Source organism: Mycolicibacterium pyrenivorans, from assembly GCF_025821625.1.
In the GTDB taxonomy this organism is placed as follows: Bacteria; Actinomycetota; Actinomycetes; order Mycobacteriales; family Mycobacteriaceae; genus Mycobacterium; species Mycobacterium pyrenivorans.
This window is the reverse complement of the sequence record NZ_JACKSH010000232.1, coordinates 13,152-34,796: the sequence shown is the minus strand read 5'-3', so window position 1 is coordinate 34,796 and position 21,645 is coordinate 13,152. Positions and strand designations below refer to the sequence as shown.

Below are 21,645 nucleotides of genomic sequence, written 5' to 3'. Positions count from 1 at the left end.
CGAGGTCATCGACCTAATGTGATCGCCATGGCACCTGCTCAGCGCGAACCCAAAGTCGTCGTCCTCGGGGGCGGATCCTGGGGCACCACCGTCGCGTCCATCTGCGCCCGGCGCGGGCCGACGCTGCAGTGGGTGCGCTCGGAGGAGACCGCCAAGGACATCAACGACAACAACCGCAACTCGAAGTACCTCGGCGACGAGGTCGAGTTGACCGACACCCTGCGCGCCACGACCGACTTCTCGGAGGCAGCCGCCTGTGCCGACGTGATCGTGATGGGCGTGCCGTCACACGGGTTCCGCGGCGTGCTGGAGCAGCTTGCCATGGAGTTGCGGCCGTGGGTGCCGGTGGTGTCGCTGGTGAAGGGTCTCGAGCAGGGCACGAACTACCGGATGAGCCAGATCGTCAACGAGGTGCTGCCCGGCCACCCGGCGGGGATCCTGGCCGGGCCGAACATCGCGCGCGAGGTCGCCGAGGGCTATGCCGCGGCCGCGGTGTTGGCGATGCCCGATCAGTATCTCGCCGCGAACCTGGGACAGTTGTTCCGCACCAAGCGGTTTCGGACCTACACCACCGACGACGTGGTGGGTGTCGAGATGGCGGGGGCGTTGAAGAACGTCTACGCAATCGCGGTCGGGATGGGCTACTCGCTGGGCATCGGCGAGAACACCCGCGCGATGGTGATGGCCCGCGCGGTGGCCGAGATGTCGAAGCTGGGCGTGGCGATGGGCGGGCACCGGGACACGTTCGCCGGCCTGGCGGGGATGGGCGACCTGATCGTCACGTGCACCTCCCAGCGCAGCCGCAACCGCCACGTCGGCGAGCAGCTGGGTGCGGGCAAGCCGATCGACGAGATCATCGCGGCGATGAACCAGGTGGCCGAGGGCGTCAAGGCGGCCAGCGTGATCATGGAGTTCGCCGAGAAGTACAGCATCGCGATGCCGATCGCGCGCGAGGTCGACGGTGTCGTCAACCACGGCTCGACCGTCGAGGACGCCTATCGCGGGCTGGCGGCGGAGAAGCCGGGCCACGAGGTCTACGGCGCCGGCTTCTGAGCGGGCTTCCGAGCGCAGCGCTCAGTTGAAGTACGGGTTGGTGCCTTCGGGACGCGCGACGAGCGGGTTGACCTGGTTGACGATGTAGGAGCCGCCGGGTCCGACGACGAATCCCGACTGGTTCTTGGTGTCGACGCACGCCGTCATGGCACCGTCGCCGCCGCAGCTGACGGTGCCGAAGCTCAACCGTGTGTTCGGAGGCAACGGGTTGACCTCCCCGGTGTACATAGGGGTCGGTGAGGCGCCGAAGACAGGCACACCGCCGGAGCTACCGCCGACGAGGTTCGCGCCCTCGGGTCCCCCGGGGATCGGACCGTTGCAGCCGTAGCCGCCGGACCGCTGCAGCATGCACGTCAGGCCCGCCGAGCCGAAGACGTAGGCCGAGCCGTCGTACACGGCGAAGTCCTTCGGGTTCACCGGCGGCAACGCGTTGATATTCGGGGCGGGCGGTGGAGGCGGCGGCGGCGCGGGCTGCGCGGCGGCGAACCCGGGTGTGGTGAGGACACCGGCCGCGGCCACGCACGCTGCGGCCACGAGTCTGCCGACGGACATTCTGCTCAGCACTGTCACAGCCTAGATGTCGTCGCAGGGGCCGGCATCGTTTCAGAAAGTGAAGCTACCGGCCGGGCTCAGCACGAACCCGGAGTTGTCGACGGTGTTGAGGCAGGACGTGATGAGGCCGTCGGTGCCGCAGCTGACGGTCTGGAAGCTCATCCGCGTGTTGGGCGGAAGCGCGGGCGGGTTGTCAACTGCGCCGTACATCGGCCGAGTGGAGTTGGCGAAGCCAGGACTTCCATTCGCGTACCCCGTGACCAGGTTCGCACCACCCGGCGCCGCGGGCAGCGGGCCGCTGCAGCCGTAGCCGCCGGTCTGCCTGTCCATCACGCACGTCAACCCGCCGGGGGCCCCGAACGCATAGGCAGCGCCCTCCATCACGGCGAAGTCCTTCGGATTCACCGGCGGCATGGCGTTGATGTCGGGCAGCGGCGGCGGGTCGGCAGCGGCGATGCCTGGCGCCGCGAGGACCGCCGCCCCCGCGGCCAATGCCACTCCGGTCAGGATTCTGGTCAGCACGGACCACACCCTAAGGGGCGCACCGTATGCCCGCAGAGCTAGCCACAGAGTCTGACGCAGCCGTCAACGAAGTGACCCGCCCGGCCGAAATTGCATTCCAGCAGAGGAATCGCGGGTGGACGCCTGCCGGAATGCAATTCCGGCGGGGAATCAGTAGAGGCCGGGGCCTCGGTAGTTGGGGCCCGCCATCGCCTCCAGGCGTGCGATGCGCTCCTCCATCGGGGGGTGCGTCGAGAACAGCTTGCCGATCTTCTCGCCGGCACGGAACGGGTTGGCGATCATCAGGTGCGCCTGATCGGCCAACTGCGGCTCCGGGGGCAGCGGCGCCCGTTCCACGCCGCCGCTGATCTTGCGCAGCGCGCTGGCCAACGCCAGCGGGTCGCCGGTCAGCTCGGCGCCGGACTGGTCGGCCTGGTACTCGCGCGAGCGTGACACCGCCAGCCGGATGACGGTCGCGGCGATCGGGCCGAGCAGCGAAACCAGAAGGATCGCAAAAGGATTGGTGCCGCCGTCGCGGTTGCCGCCGAACATGCTCGCGAAGAACGCCAGGTTCGCCAGCGCGGTGATCACCGAGGCCATCGCGCCGGCGACACAGGAGATCAGGATGTCGCGGTTGTACACGTGGGACAGCTCATGGCCGAGCACCGCCCGCAGTTCGCGCTCGTTGAGGATTCCCAGGATGCCCGTCGTGCAGCACACCGCGGCGTTGCGCGGGTTGCGTCCGGTCGCGAACGCGTTCGGGGCGGCGGTGTCGCTGATGTAGAGCCGCGGCATCGGCTGCCGCGCCGTGGTGGCCAGCTCCCGCACGATCTTGTACATCAGCGGCGCCTGCATCTCGGTGACCGGCTGGGCGTGCATCGCCCGCAGCGCCATCTTGTCGCTGTTGAAGTACACGTAGGCGTTCATGCCGACGGCGAACACCACCGCCAGGAACATGATGTTGCGCCCGAACAGGGCGCCGACACCGACGATCAGACCCGAGAACACCGCCAGCAACAGGAAGGTCTTGGCCCTGTTGGCATGCGGGTGCCAGGTCATCGTGGCTTACCTCCTTTACGAGCTGCCGACTTCAAAACTGCCGACTTCAAAACTGCCGACTTCAAAGCTGCCGACTCACAGAAACCTGCGAGAGTCATCGGCTAGTCAACGCCCGGACAGCACGTGCGGGTTCCGCGAGCCCCGAAGTCTCAGCCGTGCCGGTTGACGGTGTAGTCCACCAACGTGGCCAGCGCCTGCCGCCCCGGCCCGTCGGGCAACTCGACGAGCTCCCGCTGGGCCTGTTCGGCATACCCGGCGACGGTCTCCTTGGCCTTCGCGATGCCCTGCGACGCCCGCAGCAGCCGCAGCGCCTCGGCGACGTCGTCGTCGTCGGTCACCGGACCGGCCAGCAGCTCACGCAGCCGGTCGGCGTCGGGGCCGGTCTCGCGCAGCGCGTACAGCACCGGCAGCGTGTGCACGCCTTCGCGCAGGTCGGTGCCCGGCACCTTGCCCGACTCGTCGGGATCGCTGTCGATGTCGATGATGTCGTCGGAGATCTGGAAGGCGGTACCCACGATGCCGCCGAGCCGGGCCAGCCGCTCGACCTGTGCCTCGTTGGAGCCGGAGAAGGTCGCCCCGAAACGGCCCGACGCCGAGATCAGGCACGCCGTCTTCTCGTAGACGACCTTGAGGTAGTGGTCCACCGAGTCGACCTGGTCGGCGGCGCCGCGCGTCTCCCGCATCTGCCCTGTCACCAGCAGCGCGAAGGTGTCGGCGATGATCCGCACCGCGTCTGGCCCCAGCCGCGACACCAGCCGCGACGCCGTCGCGAACAGGTAGTCGCCCGCCAGGATCGCGATGTTGTTGCCCCAGCGCGCGTTGGCGCTGGGCGCACCGCGCCGCACCTGCGCCTCGTCCATCACGTCGTCGTGGTAGAGGGTCGCCAGGTGCACCAGCTCGATCACCGAGCCCGCGACGGTGACCTGCCACGCGTCGGGCTCGGGCCCCAGCTGGGCAGACAACACCGTGAACAGGGGCCGGAACCGCTTGCCGCCCGCCTGGAACAGATGGTTGACCGCCTCCGCCATCAGGGTGTCGGCGCGGCCCAGTTCCTCGGACATCAGGGCCTCGATTCGGGCCACTCCGTCGCGAACATCCTGTGCGAATCGGGCATCCCCGAAGTCCACTCCCGCCACCACGCTCGCCGGTGTCCTCACACAGCCAACATACTGGGAGTCATGACCGGTTCGACGAGCGAGGCGACCGAGCCCGAAGTGCAGGGGTCGAGCAGCGCGGAGGTCGTGGTCGTCGGGGCAGGGCCCGCCGGATCGGCGGCGGCGGCGTGGGCGGCGCGCGCCGGCCGCGACGTGCTGGTCGTCGACTCGGCCCAGTTCCCCCGGGACAAGGCGTGCGGCGACGGGTTGACGCCCCGCGCGGTCGCCGAGTTGCGGCGCCTCGGGTTGGGCGGGTGGCTCGACGGGAAGGTCGCCCACCGCGGGTTGCGGATGTCGGGGTTCGGCGCCGACGTCGAGGTGGCGTGGCCGGGACCGTCGTTCCCGCCGACCAGCAGCGCGGTGCCCCGCACCGAGCTCGACGAGCGCATCCGCCTGGTGGCCGTCGATGACGGGGCCAAGATGAAGCTCGGCGTCAAAGCCGTTGACGTACAGCGGGATTCCACAGGCCGGGTGACGGCGGTGGTGCTCGGCTCCGGCGAGGTGATCCGGTGTGAGCACCTGATCGTCGCCGACGGCGCGCGCTCGACGCTGGGCCGCGTCCTCGGCCGGGAGTGGCACCGGGAAACCGTCTACGGGGTGGCCGTCCGCGGCTACATCGCCACCCCACGCAGCAGCGAGCCCTGGATCACGTCACACCTGGAACTGCGCTCCCCCGAGGGCCAGGTGCTTCCGGGCTACGGCTGGATCTTCCCGCTGGGCAACGGTGAGGTGAACATCGGCGTCGGTGCGCTGGCCACGTCGAAGCGGCCTGCCGACGCGGCGCTGCGCCCGCTGATGAACTACTACACCGACCTGCGCCGAGACGAATGGGGCTTCGACGGGGAGCCGCGCGCCGGGCTGTCGGCGCTGCTGCCGATGGGCGGGGCCGTTTCGGGGGTGGCGGGGCCCAACTGGATGCTGATCGGTGATGCCGCGGCGTGCGTGAATCCGCTCAACGGCGAGGGCATCGATTACGGGCTGGAGACCGGCAGGCTGGCGGTGGATCTGCTGGGTCATGGCGACTACTCGCAAGCCTGGCCGGCGGTTCTGCACGAGAATTACGCGCGCGGCTTCTCGATTGCGCGGCGGCTGGCTCTGCTGCTGACGATCCCGCGGTTCCTCCCGGCCACCGGGCCGTTGGCGATGCGGTCGTCGGCGCTGATGAAGGTGGCGGTGCGGGTGATGGGCAACTTCGTCACCGACGAGGACGAGGATGCCGTCGCGCGGGTGTGGCGCGGCGCGGGCATGCTGTCGCGGCGCATCGACCACCGCCACCCCTTCACGTGACGGCCGTGTACCGGGCACCGATGCGGTCGCGGCGCGACGACATCGACCCGCAGGGGGCGCTCGACCGCGCACAAGCGTTGGGCCTGTGCGGTTTCGGCGGCCACGACGATCCGGTGCGGCTGGCCCGCCGCATCGAACGTTTCGCCGAGGTGGCCGACGGCTCGTTCGTGTGGACGCGTGACGTCGACGGGCTCTACTGGCTGGGGCGGCTCGACGGGGCGTACTTCTACGACGCGGACGGCGAGAGCGTCGACCTCGTCCATGTCCGCCCGTGCGAATGGCGCACTGCCCCGATGGCCGAGTCCGCGGCGCCGACGGCGGTCGTCGCCACCTTCGGGCGGGGCGGACGCAACTTCCAACGGATCCACGACGCCGCTGTCGGCGACGAGTCCGCGAGGCTGTGGGTTAGCTCAGTGAGTGGGCGAACCCGCTGACGTCGCGGATACTGGCGCCGAACACCTCCGGCATCGCGCTTCCCAACATCAGGTCCCCACCGTGGCAGGTGCCCGCCACCACACGGCCGACGGTGGGCACCCCCGCGCGCAACAGCCTGCGGTAATACTGCAGACCCTCGTCCCGCAGCGGATCGAGTTCGTTGACCGAGATCACGTGTGGCGGAAGGTCTCTCAGTTCCTCGTCGGTGGCGACCGCGGCCCAGCACGTCGCGTCCCCGGCGTACGTGCCGTCGGGATCGTAGAGCGATCCGAGCAACGCGAGTTGTTCACGGCTGATGAAGTACTCGTCGTTCTCCTCGAGCGACGGCAGATCATCGCACGCCTCGAGCCACCTGTTGGAGATGAACGGGCACTGCGCGTAGAAGCCGGCGATCTCGTCGATCCACCCTTCTCGTTTCGCCTTGTGCGCCAACGTGAGTGTCAGGTTCCCTCCGCCGGATTCCCCCGACGCGATGAAACCGGTGATGCCGAGGTCGTCGCGGTGGGCGCTGACCCACCTGGCCGCCGCCGTGCAGATGCAGCACACCCGGCAATGGGCCTGCCGTGCCGGCGGGCCGGCTGACGAAGAGCGTGATGTCGTTGCCGTCGACGCCGATGATCGTGCTCGTCGACGTGGTCACCAAGCCGGCACCGGGGGGCTCGAGCGCCAGCTCCTCGAAGATCGCGCCCATGCCCTCCTCGCTCATGGCCGCGAACGCATGCCGTTCCTCGATCGGCGAATCGCAGGTGAGACCGCTCGCGGGCAGCCGGCCCTCCAGGCCGAACCGGGAGAACACCCCGACCATGCGTGGGTCCGATCGCGGATCGTTGCCCAGCGTCGACTCGGGGTCAGCGTGGCGCCCATACAGCATGGTCTGAACATAGCGGTGTCGCGCGCGCCTCCTGCACGTAGTTGAGCACCGTGTTGAGCGTGATCACGGCCAAAATCGCCGCCCGGGGTCTCCCAGATCGTTCATGCGCATACCGTTGTCGGTGCCCACCGACTGGTGTTCCCTGGAGGGGGTAACCGGGCGACAGGCCGACACAAGTTTCTGGAGGAAGAAGTGACGAACCCAAGTGGACCGCACGAGCCGCAGGACGGTATCAGGCCCGCCCCGCGGCAGGTCATCGCCTCATTCGACGATTACGCTGACGCCCAGCGACTGGTGGACCGGATGTCCGACGACGGCTTCCCTGTCGAACACGTGCGCATCATCGGCGACGGATTGCGCACGATCGAACGCGTCACCGGGCGGATGACGAAGAGCAGGGCGGCGTTCGCAGGCGCTGCCAGCGGCGCCTGGTTCGGGTTGTTCATCGGTCTGCTTCTCGCGATCTTCACAGTCGGACCCGTCTGGATCGTGACGATGTTGATAGCGCTGGTGATCGGCGCCTTCTGGGGAGCGGTGTTCGGTTTCGTCGCCCACGTCGCCACCGGAGGCGAACGGGACTTCGCGAGTGTCAAGTCGCTCGAGGCCCAGCGCTACGACGTGTGCGTATCGGCGGAGTACGCCGCCGAGGCTGCGCGCTACGCGTCATGACGAACTATCGGGTGAACCCTCGGAGGCTGTGTCACCGGACCCGAAGACGTTGCCGCACAACAGCGCTGGCGCCGGCCGACTCGTGAACATCTGACGCGCTATGGCCAGCGGGTGTCGAGGATTTCCAGCGCGTTCGGCAGCTTCGCGCGGTAGCGCGCCCGGTCGGCCTGTTTGAATGGTATCCACCAAGGTGCCTTGAACAGTTCGACGATCTTGACCATCGGACCGCGAAAACCCGACGCCTGCAGCACACCGTTCGCCGCGTACCGCCCACCCTCGTTGGCACCCTCCATGGTGGTGACGTTCTGGTCGGTCTTCACCCACTCACCCGCCAGGAACAGGTTGTCGATACCCGTCACGGCCTCCGGCCGGCGCGCCCACGAACCGGCGTGCTGGATGAACAGCGGTTCGTCGTTGCGAACCTCCGGGGTTCCCGGGGCGATGATCGACGGGTCGAGGAACCACGAGTGCAGCATGTCGTCGGTGAGCACGGTGCCGGTGTCGTTGAGGTGCGCCTTGATCTGCGCCCACGCCTCCCGCGCGATCTCCTCCGGAGTGCAGTCCCGCGCGCTTCTGCGGTTGAAATTACCGGCGGTCGTCCAGTCCGAAATGATCGCCGACAGACAGTCCTTGACGGTGCCGTCACCGTAGCTTCTCAGGCTCCGCTTCCAGAACTGGGCCTCACTGATCGAGGTGATCGCCCAACCCGAATCAACATAGCTCACATGGCCTTTCGTGACGTCTACCCGTTCTCTGAGATAGAACATCAACCCGTTCATCCATTCGGTGCGCAGCAGTGCGACATCGGCCAGTTTCGGGTCTGCGGCGACGACGTCGGGGGTGAGCACCGCGGCGAGTTTCTCGCATGGGATCGCGCTGACGTACCAGTCGGCGATGACGGGCTGCGCCACGCCACCTGGGCCCACGACGGTGGCCGACGCGATGTGTTTACCGTCCGGGGTCAACCGGGCCAGCGCCTGGCCCACGTGGAACGTCACACTTTCGACCGCAGGTGGGCGACCCACGGGTCGAGCCATTGTGAACTCGTCGGGCCATTGAGTACGCGGTCAAAACCCTTGTAGTCATAGTCGTTGCCCAGCAACAGGATCGACCACACGGAGGCCTCACCGACCAGGCCGATGGAATGCGCGCTGGCGTCCTTGGACTTCGACGCCGCCAGATTACGGATGATGCCGTCGGCGAGGTAGCGGTTGTACTCGTGTGACCGCTTGTTCGCGCCGATGTAGTCCTCCCACGTCATGTTCTCCCACTGCCCGAGTTTGCGTTCGTCGCAGCTGGTTACGTAGACCGCCAACTTCTGGGCCGCATAGGCCGCCTCCCACAGCGGCAGCCGGTAGAGCGTCTGGAACACGGTGGTGACCGACTCGATGAGCGCCTTCGGGGTGATCGGATTCGGCAATGTCGGCAGCGGGAAAGGCAGCGGCACAGTGAGATCAGCGCGGTTGAGGCCTGAATGCAGGTACGACGTCGCCCTGGTGAGGTTCTGCCACGTGCCGCGGCTGTTTCCAGGGAACGGGATTCGCCGCATGGTATCGGTGACGTTGTAGCCGCGGTCGACGAGTTCGTGCGCGGCCGTCAACCCGGCGATTCTGGCGCGACACATGCTGTTGATGCTGTTGATGAACCCGACCCATGCCCCACCGCCTTGCCGCGGAATCCCCTCAGGGCGATAAGTTAATGGTGATTCGCGTCACAACCGTGCATTTGGACCGGGTTCGCGCGTGTCGGACCGGTCAGCGCGGCGGCTTGACCGCGGCGTGCAGGGCCACGATGCCGCCGGTCAGGTTGCGCCAGCGCACCTGCGACCAGCCCGCGGCCTCGATCCGCCGCGCCAGACCCTCCTGATCCGGCCAGGCGCGGATCGATTCGGCGAGATAGACGTAGGCGTCGGGGTTGGAGGCCACCGTCCGCGCGATCCGCGGCAGCGCCTTCATCAGGTACTCCTTGTAGAGCGTGGCGAATGCCCGGTTCGTCGGCGTGGAGAATTCGCACACCACCAGCCGGCCACCCGGCCGCGTGACCCGCGCCATCTCGCGCAACCCCGCGGAGTGGTCGACCACGTTGCGCAGGCCGAAGCTGATCGTCACCGCGTCGAAAACACCGTCGGCGAACGGCAGTTGCGTCGCATCACCCGCCACCTTCGGCACGTCACGGCCGGCCCCCGCGGCGAGCATGCCGACGGAGAAGTCCGCGGCCACACACCATGCGCCGGAGGCGGCCAGCTCCTCGGTCGACACCGCGGTCCCGGCCGCCAGGTCGAGCACCTTGTCGCCGGGACCGATCCGCAACGCCTCGCGGGTGGCGCGGCGCCAGAAGCGGTCCTGGCCGAGCGACAGCACGGTGTTGGTCAGGTCGTAGCGGCGCGCGACCCCGTCGAACATCGACGCGACCTCGTGAGGATTCTTCTCCAGCGACGCGCGGTTCACGCAGCCGACGCTACCTGTGAACATGCTTGCGGCGGGAATGCGCGGTCACACCGCGGGCATTGACCAGGCATGAGCGAAAAAATCTGGTTCATCACCGGCACGTCGCGCGGGTTCGGGCGCGAATGGACGATCGCGGCGCTGGAGCGGGGCGACAAGGTCGCCGCCACCGCCCGTGACGTGTCCTCCCTCGACGACCTCGCGGCCGAGTACGGCGACGCGCTGCTGCCGATCGCGCTCGACGTCACCGACCGCGCCGCGGACTTCGCGGCGGTCAAGCAGGCCCATGAGCACTTCGGCCGGCTCGACATCGTCGTCAACAACGCAGGCTACGGGCAGTTCGGCTTCATCGAGGAGCTCTCCGAGGCCGAGGCCCGGGCACAGATCGAGACCAACGTGTTCGGCGCGCTGTGGATCACCCAGGCAGCGCTGCCGTACCTGCGGGCACAACGCAGCGGTCACATCGTCCAGGTGTCCTCGATCGGCGGCATCACCGCCTTCCAGAACGTCGGCATCTACCACGCGTCCAAGTGGGCGCTGGAGGGCTTCTCGCAGGCACTGGCGCAGGAGGTCGAATCGTTCGGCATCCACGTCACCCTCATCGAACCGGGCGGCTTCTCGACCGACTGGGCCGGGCCGTCGTCGAAGCGGGCGACGCCGCTGCCCGACTACGACGCGGTCCACGCCGAGGCCGACGCCAAACGCGCGCAGCGGATGCCCGCCCCCGGTGATCCGACCGCGTCGGCGCGGGCGATCCTCAAGGTCGTCGACGCCTCCCCGCCGCCGCTGCGGGTGTTCTTCGGTGAGAAGCCGCTGGAACTGGCCAAGGCCGACTACGAGAGCCGGCTGGCGAACTGGGAGAAGTGGCAGCCGGTCGCCGTCGAAGCCCAGGGGTGAGGTCAGGCTGCCCGCAGCCGGCGGGCACCGACGACGTCGTCGTAGTGGCCGAGCAGCTCGTCGCAGATGACGGGCCAAGTCCGGCCCAGCACGCTGCGCCGCGCCGCCAGCGAGTAGCGGCGCCGTTCGGCCACCAGATGGTCAACCGACTCAGGCAGCCGGTGTTCGAACTCGCCGACGGGCAGGAGCAGGCCGGTGCGGTAGGGCGCGACCAGATCCCGCGGGCCGCCCGCGTCGGGGGCGATCACCGGGAGCCCCGACGCCATGGCCTCCTGGACCGCCTGGCAGAACGTCTCGTGCTCGCCGGGGTGGACGAAGACGTCCATGCTGGCGTACGCGGCAGCGAGCGCGTCTCCGTAGAGCGCACCGGTGAATACCGGTCGGGGAAGCGCTGATTCGAGTTCGGGGCGGTCGATGCCATCGCCGACGATGACGATCTGCAGGTCGTCGCGGCGGCTCAGCGCGGCGAGCCGTTCGACGTGCTTCTCCGGGGCGAGACGCCCGACGAAACCGACGATCGGCTTACCCTTGGGCGACCACGACCGACGCAGCCGTTCGTCGCGCGCAGACGGCGCATAGCCCGTCACGTCCACACCGCGTGACCACTTGTGCACTCGCGGGATACCTTGCGCGGCAAGGTCTTCCATCGCCGACGTGGAAGGAGCGAGGGTACGGTCGGCGCGTTTGTGCAGATGTCGGGTCCACGCCCACGCCGCCCGCGACGCAACCCCCATGCCGTAGCTGCTCGCGAATCCCGCGATGTCGGTCTGGAACACGGCGATCGTCGGGACACCCAGGTGCCGCGCGGCGTGCAGACCGCCGTAGCCGAGCAGCGCCGGGGAAGCCAGGTGGACCACGTCGGGGTCGAACCCGCGCAGCACCCCGACCATCCGGGGACGCGGCACACCCAACGGCAGCGACGTCACCTTCGGGAACATTCTCGACGGCACGCGGTGCACGCGGATTCCCTCGTACACCTTGTCGGCGGCGGGTTGCCCGCGCGGGGTGTCCGGTGCGATGACCAGCACTTCGTGACCGGTGCGACGCAGATGCTCCATCACCCGCAGCACCGAGTTGGTGACGCCGTTGACGTTCGGGAGGAATGACTCTGCGACGATCGCGACCCTCACACCGCGACAGTGACATCACCACCTGTCGGAGAGGTTGCGCGCAGGGATATGTCACGCGAATTGCCGGGTGCCGCGGGTTACTCTCTCGACATGCGGATTTCGAAGTCGGTGCTGGTCATCGCGATCCTCGGGCTGCTGTTCAGCGCCGGATGCTCGAGACAGATCGCCGGCTCCGCCCTGCCCGACCCCGCGGCGGTGCCGCTCGCCCTCGCCAAGGACGGGTACGGGATCGTCGCCGGCTTCGACGACGCGCCCGCGCAGATCGAGATCTTCACCGAGCCGCAGTGCACGCACTGCGGCGATCTGCAACGCGACTTCGGTGATCAACTGGCGTTCCTGATCAACATCGGCAGCCTTCAGGTCACCTACCGACCGCTGACGTTCCTCGACGACGACTACGACGGCTACTCGTCGAAGGTGGCCAACGCTATGTTCCTGGCGGCCGTGCCGGCAGGCGAAGCCACGGCCACCGGTGCGCAGTTCCAGCGCTTCGTCGAGGAACTCTGGATCAACCAGGACCCGGGCGGGCCCGGGTTCACCGGGGACGAGCTGCGCGACATGGCGATCGGCGCCGGTCTGCCCGCGCCCGTCGCCGACAACATCGCAGGCGACCGGGAGGCCGTCGACGTCGCCGACATGGACGCCGCCAATTTCGGGTTCCTGTTCGACATCGACCCGTTACAGGCCGGCACCCCGACGGTGTACGACCTGGAGGTCGGCGAGAAGCTCGACATCTTCGACGACAACTGGCTGGACGAACTAGTCCAATCCTGAATCAGGCATCCCGCCGCTCGAGGCGCCGCTCGACCAGCGCGGTCGCACCGAGCGCGGCACCGGCCACCAGCCATCCGACCACCGCGATCGATCCCGCGGGGATGATCGCCAGCGCGGCGTTGCGGTTGCGCACCCGCACCAGATCCGGGTTGTTCGTGTCGTATTCCACGTAGATGCGCATCCCGGTGTCCAGCTCCGACGGATACAGAACCCCCAGCTCGGGACGGTAGGTCACCCGGTCCTGCGTGACGAACTCGATGGTCGAGCGCCGCGGACCCGCGTCGAGCACGCTGGCCTCGGCCACCCCCATGTGCCGTTCGATCTGGCGGTCGTTGCGCCACGCACCCAGGACCAGCAGCGCCGACTGCAACGTCACCAGGCACGCCGCCACCACGATGCCGATCCGGATCCGTCGCACGATCCTGCCGCCACGCGTCTCGCCGGGCTCACCGTAGAGATGCGGAATGATGAGCCGCCACAACGCTTTCAGGCGATCGAGCAGCTGACTCGCCCTGCTCGCTCCGCTCACAGTGAAGCCTTGATCGATGCGTGCAACGCCCGCAGCGACGACCTGTCCGCCTTCACCTCCAGCACCCGCATCCCGTCGAACGGTTCCGCGAGCACGCCCGCGAGCTCACCGGCCTCGATCTGGCGGTTCTCGACGTGATAGGCGCGGCACAGTGCGCCGACGTCGACATCGTGTGGCGTGCCGAAGATGCGTGACGACACGTCGGTGAATCTCGGGTCGCCCTGCTCGAGCAACTCGAAGATCCCGCCGCCGTTGTCGTTGGACACCACGATCGTCAGGGCGCGCGGCGTCGGTTCCGTCGGGCCGATCAACAGGCCCGAGCTGTCGTGGACGAACGTCAGGTCACCGATCAGCGCGATGGTCCGTCCCCCACCGGCGCGCTCATGGGCGAGCGCCGCGCCGATCGCCGTCGACACCGTTCCGTCGATACCGGCCACCCCGCGGTTGGACCGCACCTTCACACCCGAGGCGTCGAACCCCACCAGCGCGATGTCGCGGACCGGGTTCGACGCACCGAGCACGAGCTGATCGCCGGGTCGAACCGCGGCGGCCACCGCCGCCGCGACGTGCAGTCCCGTGGTCAGCGGGTGGGCGGCGAGTTGCTCACGCACCGCGGTGACGGCGTGGCGGTTGGCCTCCGCGCAGCGGCGCAACCACTCCGGCGAGGGCGTTCCGGAGGTGACAGCGCGGGTCCCCGTCGCCTGGGAGTTACCCGACACGTCGGGCCAGCGCGGGCCGGTGGTCAGCGCGTAGACGGGCACCGACGGATCGGCCAGCAGCGCGGACACCGGGCGGTGCAGCGTCGGACGGCCCAGCATGATGACCTGCTTGGGGCGCACCAGCCGCAGCGCCAACGGGTGCAGCGGATTCTTCGCCGGCGGCGCCGTGGGCTCGGCGACCGTCGGCAGATGGGCGAGGTTCGGGTGCTCCCCCGCACCGTGCCCGGCGATGACCACAGTGTCGGCGGTGACGTCGATGTCGAGAGGCTGATCGAACGTCACCGGCGGCGTGTGGGTCCACGACCTGCCGTCGGGTCGCCCCTCGGGGGCGTACGGCCGCCCGGGCGCCTCGGCATCGTCGGCGTCGGGAACCAGCGGCTCGCGCAGCGGGATGTCGAATTGCACCGGCCCCGCGTTGGCCGACCGGGAACCCTTGGCTGCCACCAGAACCCGGCATGTCGCCGACCGCCACTGCGCGTTGTGGGTGTCGAGCTCGCCGGGCGCCCCACGCAGATCGGGGGCGAGCCCGAGGCTGACGTTGGCGCGCACCTGGCTGCCGAAGTACCCCAACTGCTCGAACGTCTGATTGGCCCCGGTGCCCAGCAGTTCGTAGGGACGGTTGGCCGACAGCACGATCAGCGGCACGCGGGCGTAGTTGGCCTCCACCACCGCCGGCCCCAGGTTGGCCACCGCGGTGCCGGAGGTCATGGCGATGCAGACCGGTGCCCGTTCGGCGACGGCCAGGCCGATGGCCAGGAAACCGGCCGTGCGCTCGTCGATGCGGACGTGCAGCCGGAGGCGGCCTGCGCGGTCGGCGTCGTGCAGCGCGAACGCCAGCGGCGCGTTGCGTGAGCCAGGGCACAGCACGACGTCGCGCACGCCGCCACGGATCAGTTCGTCGACGACGACGCGGGCCTGTGCCGTCGAGGGGTTCATCACTACAGACTATCGGCGAAGAAATTCAGGATCGCGGTGTTGACGACCTCCGGCTTCTCGATGAACCCGAGGTGACCGGCGTCGGGGATCTCCAGGTACCGCCCGTTGGGCAGCGCGTTGGCGACCTCACGGGCGAGGTAGGAGGGCAGCACGACGTCGTCGGCGAAACCGATGACCAGTGCCGGGGTGGTGACGTTCTGGTAGGCCGCCAGCCTGCTGTGCTGCGGTGCGATCGACAGCTGGGTCTTGAGGCCGGGTGTCGGCTTCTGCGGCCACATCGTGAACATGTCGATCCAGTCGCGGGCCGCGATGTCGTCGTTCAGGGTTTTCGGCGAGAAGCTCTCCAGCAGACGGACTTTCGCCTCGAACTCGACGGGCAACTGCACTCCGGATTGGGCGAGGGCCAGTTCACCCTGCCAGAAGAAGTCGCGGGTGCGGTCGTGGCGGCCGCGGGTGGCCATCAGCACCGCGGACCTGACCAAGTCGGGCCGGTCCACCATCAGCTCCTGGGCGATGAAGGCGCCCATCGACACCCCGACGATCCGCGCCGGGGCGAGATCGAGCTTCTCGATCAGGTCGGCGACGTCACCGACCATCGTCGCGGTGGTGAAGCCCTCGGCGTTCTCGGTGGCGCCGACGCCGCGGTTGTCGAACGTCACACAGCGGTAACCGGCGCGGGTGAAGACCGGCACCTGGTGCAGGTGCCAGGTCCGGCCGGCGCCCCCGCGACCCGCGACGAACAGCACCGGATCCCCCGAGCCGCGGTCGTCATAAGCCAAATTCACCCCGACGACGCTACTTTCTGCGAATCGGGCGCGCTAATGCACCCTGGCCCTCTTTGTCAGGCTGGTTTCGCTTTCCGCGCCGGATTCGCTGCAGGGCGGCGTCCCACAGCAGGCCTCCGGTGGCGGCGAGCGCGGCGGGCCTCGCCAGCTCCTTGCCCATCATCGCGGTGGCCGTGGCCTTGGTGCTCGCCGACGCCTTCGACATGTGCCCGGAGTCGAACGGTGGCTGCGGGTCGTACTCCATGGACAGCTGGATCGCCTTGGCCTTCGCCTCGCCGCCGATCCGGCCCGCCAGCCACAGCCCAAGGTCGATGCCGGCCGACACGCCCGCGCACGTGACGGTCTTGTCGTCGGCGGGCACGATCCGCTCGTCGCCGACGGGCTTGGCGCCGAAGGTCCGCAACACCGGCAGCGCCGCCCAGTGCGACGTCGCCCGCTTGCCCTCGAGCAGGCCCGCCGCGGCCAGGATCACCGACCCCGAGCACACCGACGTGGTCCACGTCGACGTCTGATGCGCGCTGCGCACCCAGTCGAGCACCGCCTCGTCGCGGGCGTGCTCGATGGTGCTGAACCCTCCCGGGATCAAAACGATTTCGGGAGAGGGAGTTTCGTCGAACGTGTGGGTGGCGCCGACGAGCAGCACGCGGGAATCCGCGGCGATCGGGCCGGTCTCGTGCCACACGAAGCGGACCTCGGCGTCGGGCAGGTACCGCAGGCTCTCGTACGGTCCGATGAAGTCCAGTGCGGTGAATCCCGGGTACAACATGATCGCGATCTGCATGACCGATCTCCTTCTCGTGTCAGGCGAATGTTCTGCGGTACTGGTCCGGTGAGATTCCGAGACGACGAACGAAGCTGCGGCGCAACGTCTCCGCCGAACCGAACCCGCAGCGCGCGGCGATCACCGTCATGGTGTCGTCGCTCTCCTCGAGTTGGCGACGTGCCGCCTCGGTGCGGACCCGCTCCACGTAGGCCCCCGGGGCCTCGCCGACCTCCTCGGTGAACACCCGGGTGAAATGCCGCGGACTCATCGCCGCGCGGCGGGCCAACTCGGCGATGCTGTGCGCGCCACCGGGCTCCGCCTCGATCGCTTCCTGGACGTCGCGGATCGGCGTCCGCCGGGCACGGGGCATCCACACCGGTGCGGCGAACTGTGTCTGTCCTCCCGGCCGGCGCAGGTACATGACCAGGTAGCGGGCGATGGTCTGCGCAGCCTCGGTGCCGTGGTCGTCCTCGACCAGCGACAGGGCCAGGTCGATGCCGGCGGTGACCCCCGCGGCCGTCCACACCTTGTCCGAGCTGCGGACGAAGATCGGATCCGGGTCGACGGTAACCGAGGGAAATTCGCCGGCCAGCTGCGGGGCGAAGGCCCAGTGCGTGGTGGCCACGCAGCCATCGAGCAGCCCGGCCTGCGCGGCCAGCACCGCCCCGGTGCAGACGCTCACCACACGGCGGGCACCGGGGGCCGCTGCCGTGATCCAGTCGATCAGCGCCGGATCGCGGCGTGCGGCGTCGGTGCCGAAGCCTCCGGGCAACACCACGGTGTCCACCGGATCGTGAGGGTCGGGCAGCGGATCGGCGACCAGTGAGAGGCCGGTGCCGGTGTTGACGGGTGCTCCCCCGACCAACACGACCCGCACGGTGTACCCGTCGCCGACTCCCTGGGCGGTCACGTACATCGACGCCCCGGTGAAGACCTCGAAGGGGCCCACGACGTCGAGTGCCTGCACGCCCTCGAAGCCGAGGATGAGCACCGTGCGCGACATGCACTCAGTGTTGGCCAGCGAGCCGATGGCGTCTAGGCCATGGACCCCACAGATCAGGACATGGTCAGGACAGCAGCGCGAAACAGGCCCTGACCCGCTCGATCCACCACTGCCTGCGCTCGGGCGGGGCGGCCAGCGCCGTGAGGCGCGCCGGGTCGGGCGTCACCGTCGCCGCGGGCAGGTACCCGTCGACGGGCGTCACCGGCTCGGCGACGTCCTCGACGAACAGGCCCCCGGTGCCCAGGCCGCAGGCATACGGCAGCTCGGCGAGGCAGCCGGCGGCGATGAGTCCCGCGCCGATCCCCACCGCCGAGTCCAGGGCGCTGGAGACCACGATGGGGATGTCGATCTGTCCGGCGATGTCCAGCATCGCGCGCACCCCGCCCAGCGGCGCCACCTTGAGCACCGCGACGTCGGCGGCCCCGGAGCGCACCACGTGCAGCGGGTCGTCGGCCTTGCGGATGCTCTCGTCGGCGGCGACCGGCACGTCGACGCGGCGGCGGACCTCGGCGAGTTCGGGCACCGTCCTGCACGGTTGCTCGAGGTACTCCAGCGGGCCGTCGGCGGTCAGCGCCGCGGCGGCGGCGACGGCGTCCTCGACGCTCCAGCCGCCGTTGGCGTCGACCCGCACCGCCGGTACCACCGCACGCACGGCGTTGACGCGGGCCACGTCGTCGGCCAGGGACTGCCCGGGCTCGGCGACCTTCACCTTCGCCGTCCGCGCGCCGGGGAACCGGGCCAGCACCGCGGCGACCTCGGCGGGCGCGACGGCGGGCACGGTTGCGTTGATGGGGATCCGGTCCCGGCGGACCGCCGGCGGCGGTCGGTAGGCCGCCTCGATTCCCGCGGCCAGCCAGTGCGCGGCCTCCGCGGGACCGTATTCGGTGAAGGCGCCGAACTCGCCCCAGCCCGCGGGGCCGTCGATCAGCGCGATCTCGCGCACCGTGATGCCGCGGAACCGCACCCGCATCGGCAGGGCCACGACGTGAAGCCTCTCGAGGACGTCCGACAGCTCCGCCATGGCTCCATCGTGCCTGCCGACGGTTCGGATCGAACAACCAATCCGCGGGCGGGGTGGCGACGAATAATGGGCACGACGATGATTCCGGGCCGCTCGGTCCGGGTAGTCGCGTGCGAGGAGGGAGTGCTCAGTGGCCAGCGTTGTGAAGATAGTGAGCCAGATCGGGGAGTCCGCGCTGTCGGTGGTCGGTATCCGCGCCGGGACCGAGGAGCCGCATTATGTCGGACGTCCCCTGGCAGATGACGTGGAGATCCGCCAGTACGGTCCCCGCATCGCCGCCGAGACCACCGTCACCGGCGAGAAGCAGCGTGCGCTCAACGCCGGGTTCCGCCGGCTGGCGTCCTACATCTTCGGCGGCAACCACCGTGAGACGAAGATCGCGATGACGGCCCCGGTCGGCCAGCAGTCGTCAGGCGGTGCCGACATCGCGATGACGGCTCCGGTCTCGCAGACGGGCAACGACGCCGAGGGGTGGACGGTGCGGTTCTTCATGCCGTCCAAGTGGTCGATGGAGACGCTGCCCACCCCCGACGACGCCGACATCCGGTTGGTGGAGGTGCCCGCGGAGACCGTGGCGGTGTTGCGGTTCAGCGGCGATCGCGGCCCGACGGCGGTGGCCGACAGCACCGACCGACTGTTGAAGGTGTTGCGTGACAACGGCGTCGAACCGAAGGGCGAGGCGGTCGCGTGGTTCTACGATCCGCCGTGGACACTGCCGTTCCGGCGGCGCAACGAAGTCGCGATGCCGGTCGACGCTTAGACCGTCGAGCGGTCGCGACCTTCCCAATGCGGCTTGCGTAGTTCCTTTTTCAGGATCTTTCCGGTCGGGTTGCGCGGCAGTTCCTCCATGATGTCGACGGTCTTGGGGCACTTGTAGGCGGCCAGTCGCTCACGCGCGAACGCGATCAGGTCGGTCTCGCTGATCTCAGTTTCGACCACCACGACGGCTTTGACGACCTCACCCCACTTGTCGTCGGGCACGCCGATGACCGCGACCTCCACCACCGCCTGGTGTTCGGCGAGCACCCGCTCCACTTCGATGGAGTAGATGTTCTCCCCGCCGGAGATGATCATGTCCTTGAGCCGGTCCTCGACGAAGATGTAGCCGCCGTCGTCGACACGACCGACGTCACCGCTGCGGAACCAGCCGTCCTCGGTGATCGCCTCGGCGGTGGCCTCGGGCTTGTTGTGGTAGCCCTTCATCAACTGCGGTGTACGGAACCACAACTCGCCCTGCTCACCGGTGGGGACGTCCTCGAGGGTGTCGGGGTCCACGACGCGCATCTCGGCGTTGGGCACCAACGTTCCCGCGCTCGTCAGCCGCTCCGGGTGGTCCTTGGCGCGGTGCGCCTCGGGCAGCAGATGGCTGATCACGCCGCATACCTCGGTGAGTCCGTAGGCCTGCATGAAATCGGTGTTCGGCCAGGCGTCCAGCGCGGCGCGCAGCAGCGGCAGCGGCATCGGCGACGCGCCGTACGCAAACGTCTTCAGTGCGCTGAACAGCTTGACCGCGTCCTCACCGGACTCGAGCACCTTGGCCAGGACCGCGGGAACGAGGAACGTCCGGTTGGCGCCCTTGAGGATCGCCCCGGCCAGCGCCGCGCCGTCGACCTCGCGGGTCATCACGCTCGGGAACCCGTCATGGATGCCGAACTGCACGTACGACGAGCCGCCGACGTGGAACAACGGCATCGACACCATGTTCTTGTCGCCCTCGTCGAACTCGAACCCCTCGTGGGCGTTGACGGTGTGGGCGATGAGGTTGGCCTGGGTGAGCTCGACGCCTTTCGGGCGGCCGGTGGTCCCCGAGGAGTACATGATGATGGAGACGTCTCCGGGGTCGACATCGTCGCCGCGCCCGGTCGGTGTCGCCGCCCCGAGCATCGCCTCGTATTCGTCGTCACCCTCGGGCCTGACGGTGATGACGTGCTCGACATTGGTTAGCTTGTCGCGGATCTTGTCGATCGCCGGCTTGAACTCCTCCCCGACGATCAGCACCTTGGCACCGGAATCGTTGAGCACGTAGCCGAGTTCGTCGGCGGCCAACCGGAAGTTGATGATCGCGTTCGCGGCGCCGAGGGACGCGGCGGCGAACGTCAGCTCGACGCAGGCCGGGTGGTTCTTGTCGAGGAACGCGACGACGTCGCCGCGTCGGACGCCGCGCTCGGTGAGCGCACCGGCCAGCCGACGCACCCGGTCGTCCCATTGCGCCCAGGTCCAGGAGCGATCGAGGTAGTCCATCGCCTCGGCATCGGGCGTCGTGCTCGCCCAGTGAGCGATGCGGTCGTCGAGAAAACGGGGTTCGGGCAGATCGGCCATGATCAGAAGCGTGCCACGCCGGTGCTCGCCGCTGTCCGATTTCGCACGATCCCGCGGACGTGATTCACAGTTCCAGTTCTACTTGGCCGGTATCGGCACGTCAAACCATTGCCGGTCGGACTCATGTGAACCCTCATTCTCGGTCTAGTGCACCAGCGGCGCGAGGTAGGTTCGCGCGTATCCGGCCACCGCGTCATCGTCGTTGACGTCGAGTACCCCGGTGTTGACCTGAACGAGCGAGGCCGCCAGACGGATGTGCATCTCCGCGACCGCCATCAGCTGGACGTCGGGCATGGTCGCGCCGGCCGCCCGCAGCGCCTTGGCCATCGCCGTCGCGGCGCTGATCAGGAACAGGCGCGCCTCGGCGACCATCTCGGTCGTCGCGGTGAACTCACCGTCGAGTTGCAGGAACCGGCGCATCACCGGCTCACCGGTGAGCAGCCGAACACCCTCGCGGAAGGCTGCCACCGCAGCCGCTTGCGGCCCGGAGTCGATCGCGACGGTCTGCAACCGCGCCATCGCGAAATCGAAGGTCTGACGGCCCAACTCGGTGATCAGTGCGTCACGGCTGGGGAACCGGCGGTACAGCGTGCTGCGGCTGACACCGGCCTGGCGGGCGACCACGTCCATGCTCAGGCGGCCGACTCCGACGAGTGAGACCTCCTCGGCGGCCGCCTTCAGGATCGCCGACTCCTGCTCGGTCCGGCTGTCGGTGTTACGAAGTCGTCGCATCGTCGGCCCGGG

The 21,645-nt window shown here is 68.8% G+C and carries 23 protein-coding genes and 1 pseudogene; 7 read left to right on the top strand and 17 right to left on the bottom strand.

The genetic code is table 11. The features are described from left to right. Positions 1-27 precede the first annotated feature (27 nt). Entirely contained in the window at positions 28-1,053 is a 1,026-nt protein-coding gene (locus tag H7I57_RS24890) for an NAD(P)H-dependent glycerol-3-phosphate dehydrogenase (protein ID WP_264026784.1), read from the top strand. A 21-nt stretch (positions 1,054-1,074) separates the two neighbouring features. On the opposite strand, the gene H7I57_RS24885 is transcribed toward H7I57_RS24890, so the two are convergent. The 4 genes from H7I57_RS24885 to grcC1 all read right to left on the bottom strand — a co-directional run bounded on the left by H7I57_RS24885 (position 1,075) and on the right by grcC1 (position 4,322). Next, the gene (locus tag H7I57_RS24885; protein ID WP_264026797.1) at positions 1,075-1,605 is read right to left on the bottom strand and encodes a hypothetical protein; all 531 of its coding nucleotides are present in this window, start codon (positions 1,603-1,605) and stop codon (positions 1,075-1,077) included. Between the two features lie 51 nt (positions 1,606-1,656). Further along, positions 1,657-2,127, bottom strand: a complete 471-nt coding sequence (locus H7I57_RS24880; protein ID WP_264026782.1) for a hypothetical protein — start codon at positions 2,125-2,127, stop codon at positions 1,657-1,659. Between the two features lie 150 nt (positions 2,128-2,277). Continuing rightward, positions 2,278-3,165 carry a zinc metalloprotease HtpX gene (gene htpX, locus H7I57_RS24875; RefSeq protein ID WP_264026781.1) on the bottom strand — a complete coding sequence of 296 codons (888 nt, stop codon included), beginning with the start codon at positions 3,163-3,165 and terminating at the stop codon, positions 2,278-2,280. A 149-nt stretch (positions 3,166-3,314) separates the two neighbouring features. Beyond that, entirely contained in the window at positions 3,315-4,322 is a 1,008-nt protein-coding gene (grcC1, locus tag H7I57_RS24870; RefSeq protein ID WP_264026780.1) for a nonaprenyl/(2E,6E)-farnesyl/geranylgeranyl diphosphat synthase, read from the bottom strand. Positions 4,323-4,343: 21 nt separating this feature from the next. Between grcC1 and menJ the strand changes: the two genes are divergently transcribed. Then, complete coding sequence (gene menJ, locus H7I57_RS24865) at positions 4,344-5,606, top strand: menaquinone reductase MenJ (RefSeq protein WP_264026779.1); 1,263 nt, start codon at positions 4,344-4,346, stop codon at positions 5,604-5,606. Continuing rightward, positions 5,603-6,040 carry a GAF domain-containing protein gene (locus H7I57_RS24860; protein WP_264026777.1) on the top strand — a complete coding sequence of 146 codons (438 nt, stop codon included), beginning with the start codon at positions 5,603-5,605 and terminating at the stop codon, positions 6,038-6,040. The genes menJ and H7I57_RS24860 overlap by 4 nt, the downstream gene beginning before the upstream one ends. On the opposite strand, the pseudogene H7I57_RS24855 reads toward H7I57_RS24860, so the two are convergent. Next, positions 6,012-6,912 (bottom strand): annotated as a pseudogene (locus tag H7I57_RS24855) (alpha/beta hydrolase fold domain-containing protein). The gene H7I57_RS24860 and the pseudogene H7I57_RS24855 sit on opposite strands and share 29 nt — an antisense overlap. 192 nt (positions 6,913-7,104) lie before the next feature. Here H7I57_RS24855 and H7I57_RS24850 point away from each other — a divergent pair. Further along, positions 7,105-7,581 (top strand): YflT domain-containing protein, encoded by a 477-nt coding sequence (locus tag H7I57_RS24850; RefSeq protein WP_264026776.1) that lies wholly within the window; start codon positions 7,105-7,107, stop codon positions 7,579-7,581. Between the two features lie 98 nt (positions 7,582-7,679). Here the strand turns inward: H7I57_RS24850 and H7I57_RS24845 are convergent, their stop codons facing one another. The 3 genes from H7I57_RS24845 to H7I57_RS24835 all read right to left on the bottom strand — a co-directional run bounded on the left by H7I57_RS24845 (position 7,680) and on the right by H7I57_RS24835 (position 10,028). Beyond that, complete coding sequence (locus H7I57_RS24845; protein ID WP_264026774.1) at positions 7,680-8,579, bottom strand: FAD-dependent oxidoreductase; 900 nt, start codon at positions 8,577-8,579, stop codon at positions 7,680-7,682. Beyond that, entirely contained in the window at positions 8,576-9,205 is a 630-nt protein-coding gene (locus tag H7I57_RS24840) for an NAD(P)/FAD-dependent oxidoreductase (protein ID WP_264026773.1), read from the bottom strand. Before H7I57_RS24840 ends, H7I57_RS24845 begins: the two co-directional genes overlap by 4 nt. A 130-nt stretch (positions 9,206-9,335) precedes the next feature. After that, on the bottom strand, positions 9,336-10,028 hold the full coding sequence (locus tag H7I57_RS24835; RefSeq protein ID WP_264026772.1) for a demethylmenaquinone methyltransferase: 693 nt from the start codon (positions 10,026-10,028) through the stop codon (positions 9,336-9,338). 69 nt (positions 10,029-10,097) lie between these two features. Between H7I57_RS24835 and H7I57_RS24830 the strand changes: the two genes are divergently transcribed. Then, on the top strand, positions 10,098-10,922 hold the full coding sequence (locus tag H7I57_RS24830; RefSeq protein WP_264026771.1) for an SDR family oxidoreductase: 825 nt from the start codon (positions 10,098-10,100) through the stop codon (positions 10,920-10,922). A 2-nt stretch (positions 10,923-10,924) separates the two neighbouring features. Here H7I57_RS24830 and H7I57_RS24825 read toward each other — a convergent pair whose 3' ends face one another. Continuing rightward, positions 10,925-12,052, bottom strand: coding sequence for a glycosyltransferase family 4 protein (locus H7I57_RS24825; RefSeq protein WP_264026770.1), 1,128 nt, complete (start codon positions 12,050-12,052; stop codon positions 10,925-10,927). A gap of 90 nt (positions 12,053-12,142) precedes the next feature. Between H7I57_RS24825 and H7I57_RS24820 the strand changes: the two genes are divergently transcribed. Beyond that, entirely contained in the window at positions 12,143-12,826 is a 684-nt protein-coding gene (locus tag H7I57_RS24820; RefSeq protein ID WP_264026768.1) for a DsbA family protein, read from the top strand. A 1-nt stretch (position 12,827) separates the two neighbouring features. On the opposite strand, the gene H7I57_RS24815 is transcribed toward H7I57_RS24820, so the two are convergent. The 6 genes from H7I57_RS24815 to H7I57_RS24790 all read right to left on the bottom strand — a co-directional run bounded on the left by H7I57_RS24815 (position 12,828) and on the right by H7I57_RS24790 (position 18,582). Further along, positions 12,828-13,355 (bottom strand): DUF3592 domain-containing protein, encoded by a 528-nt coding sequence (locus H7I57_RS24815; protein WP_264026767.1) that lies wholly within the window; start codon positions 13,353-13,355, stop codon positions 12,828-12,830. Further along, entirely contained in the window at positions 13,352-15,010 is a 1,659-nt protein-coding gene (gene menD / locus H7I57_RS24810) for a 2-succinyl-5-enolpyruvyl-6-hydroxy-3-cyclohexene-1-carboxylic-acid synthase (protein WP_264026766.1), read from the bottom strand. The genes H7I57_RS24815 and menD overlap by 4 nt, the downstream gene beginning before the upstream one ends. 2 nt (positions 15,011-15,012) lie before the next feature. After that, complete coding sequence (locus tag H7I57_RS24805; protein WP_264026765.1) at positions 15,013-15,795, bottom strand: alpha/beta fold hydrolase; 783 nt, start codon at positions 15,793-15,795, stop codon at positions 15,013-15,015. Between the two features lie 10 nt (positions 15,796-15,805). Next, the gene (locus H7I57_RS24800) at positions 15,806-16,576 is read right to left on the bottom strand and encodes a DJ-1/PfpI family protein (RefSeq protein ID WP_264026764.1); all 771 of its coding nucleotides are present in this window, start codon (positions 16,574-16,576) and stop codon (positions 15,806-15,808) included. A 19-nt stretch (positions 16,577-16,595) separates the two neighbouring features. Beyond that, positions 16,596-17,561, bottom strand: coding sequence for a GlxA family transcriptional regulator (locus H7I57_RS24795; protein ID WP_264026763.1), 966 nt, complete (start codon positions 17,559-17,561; stop codon positions 16,596-16,598). A 64-nt stretch (positions 17,562-17,625) separates the two neighbouring features. After that, entirely contained in the window at positions 17,626-18,582 is a 957-nt protein-coding gene (locus tag H7I57_RS24790) for an o-succinylbenzoate synthase (protein ID WP_264026762.1), read from the bottom strand. A gap of 130 nt (positions 18,583-18,712) precedes the next feature. Between H7I57_RS24790 and H7I57_RS24785 the strand changes: the two genes are divergently transcribed. Continuing rightward, positions 18,713-19,342, top strand: coding sequence for an SOUL family heme-binding protein (locus H7I57_RS24785; protein ID WP_264026761.1), 630 nt, complete (start codon positions 18,713-18,715; stop codon positions 19,340-19,342). On the opposite strand, the gene H7I57_RS24780 is transcribed toward H7I57_RS24785, so the two are convergent. Together H7I57_RS24780 and H7I57_RS24775 are read right to left on the bottom strand one after the other, a co-directional pair. Further along, positions 19,339-20,901 (bottom strand): long-chain-fatty-acid--CoA ligase, encoded by a 1,563-nt coding sequence (locus H7I57_RS24780; protein ID WP_264026760.1) that lies wholly within the window; start codon positions 20,899-20,901, stop codon positions 19,339-19,341. The two genes, H7I57_RS24785 and H7I57_RS24780, sit on opposite strands and share 4 nt — an antisense overlap. Before the next feature lie 144 nt (positions 20,902-21,045). Next, entirely contained in the window at positions 21,046-21,633 is a 588-nt protein-coding gene (locus H7I57_RS24775; RefSeq protein ID WP_264026759.1) for a TetR/AcrR family transcriptional regulator, read from the bottom strand. Between the last annotated feature and the right edge of the window lie 12 nt (positions 21,634-21,645).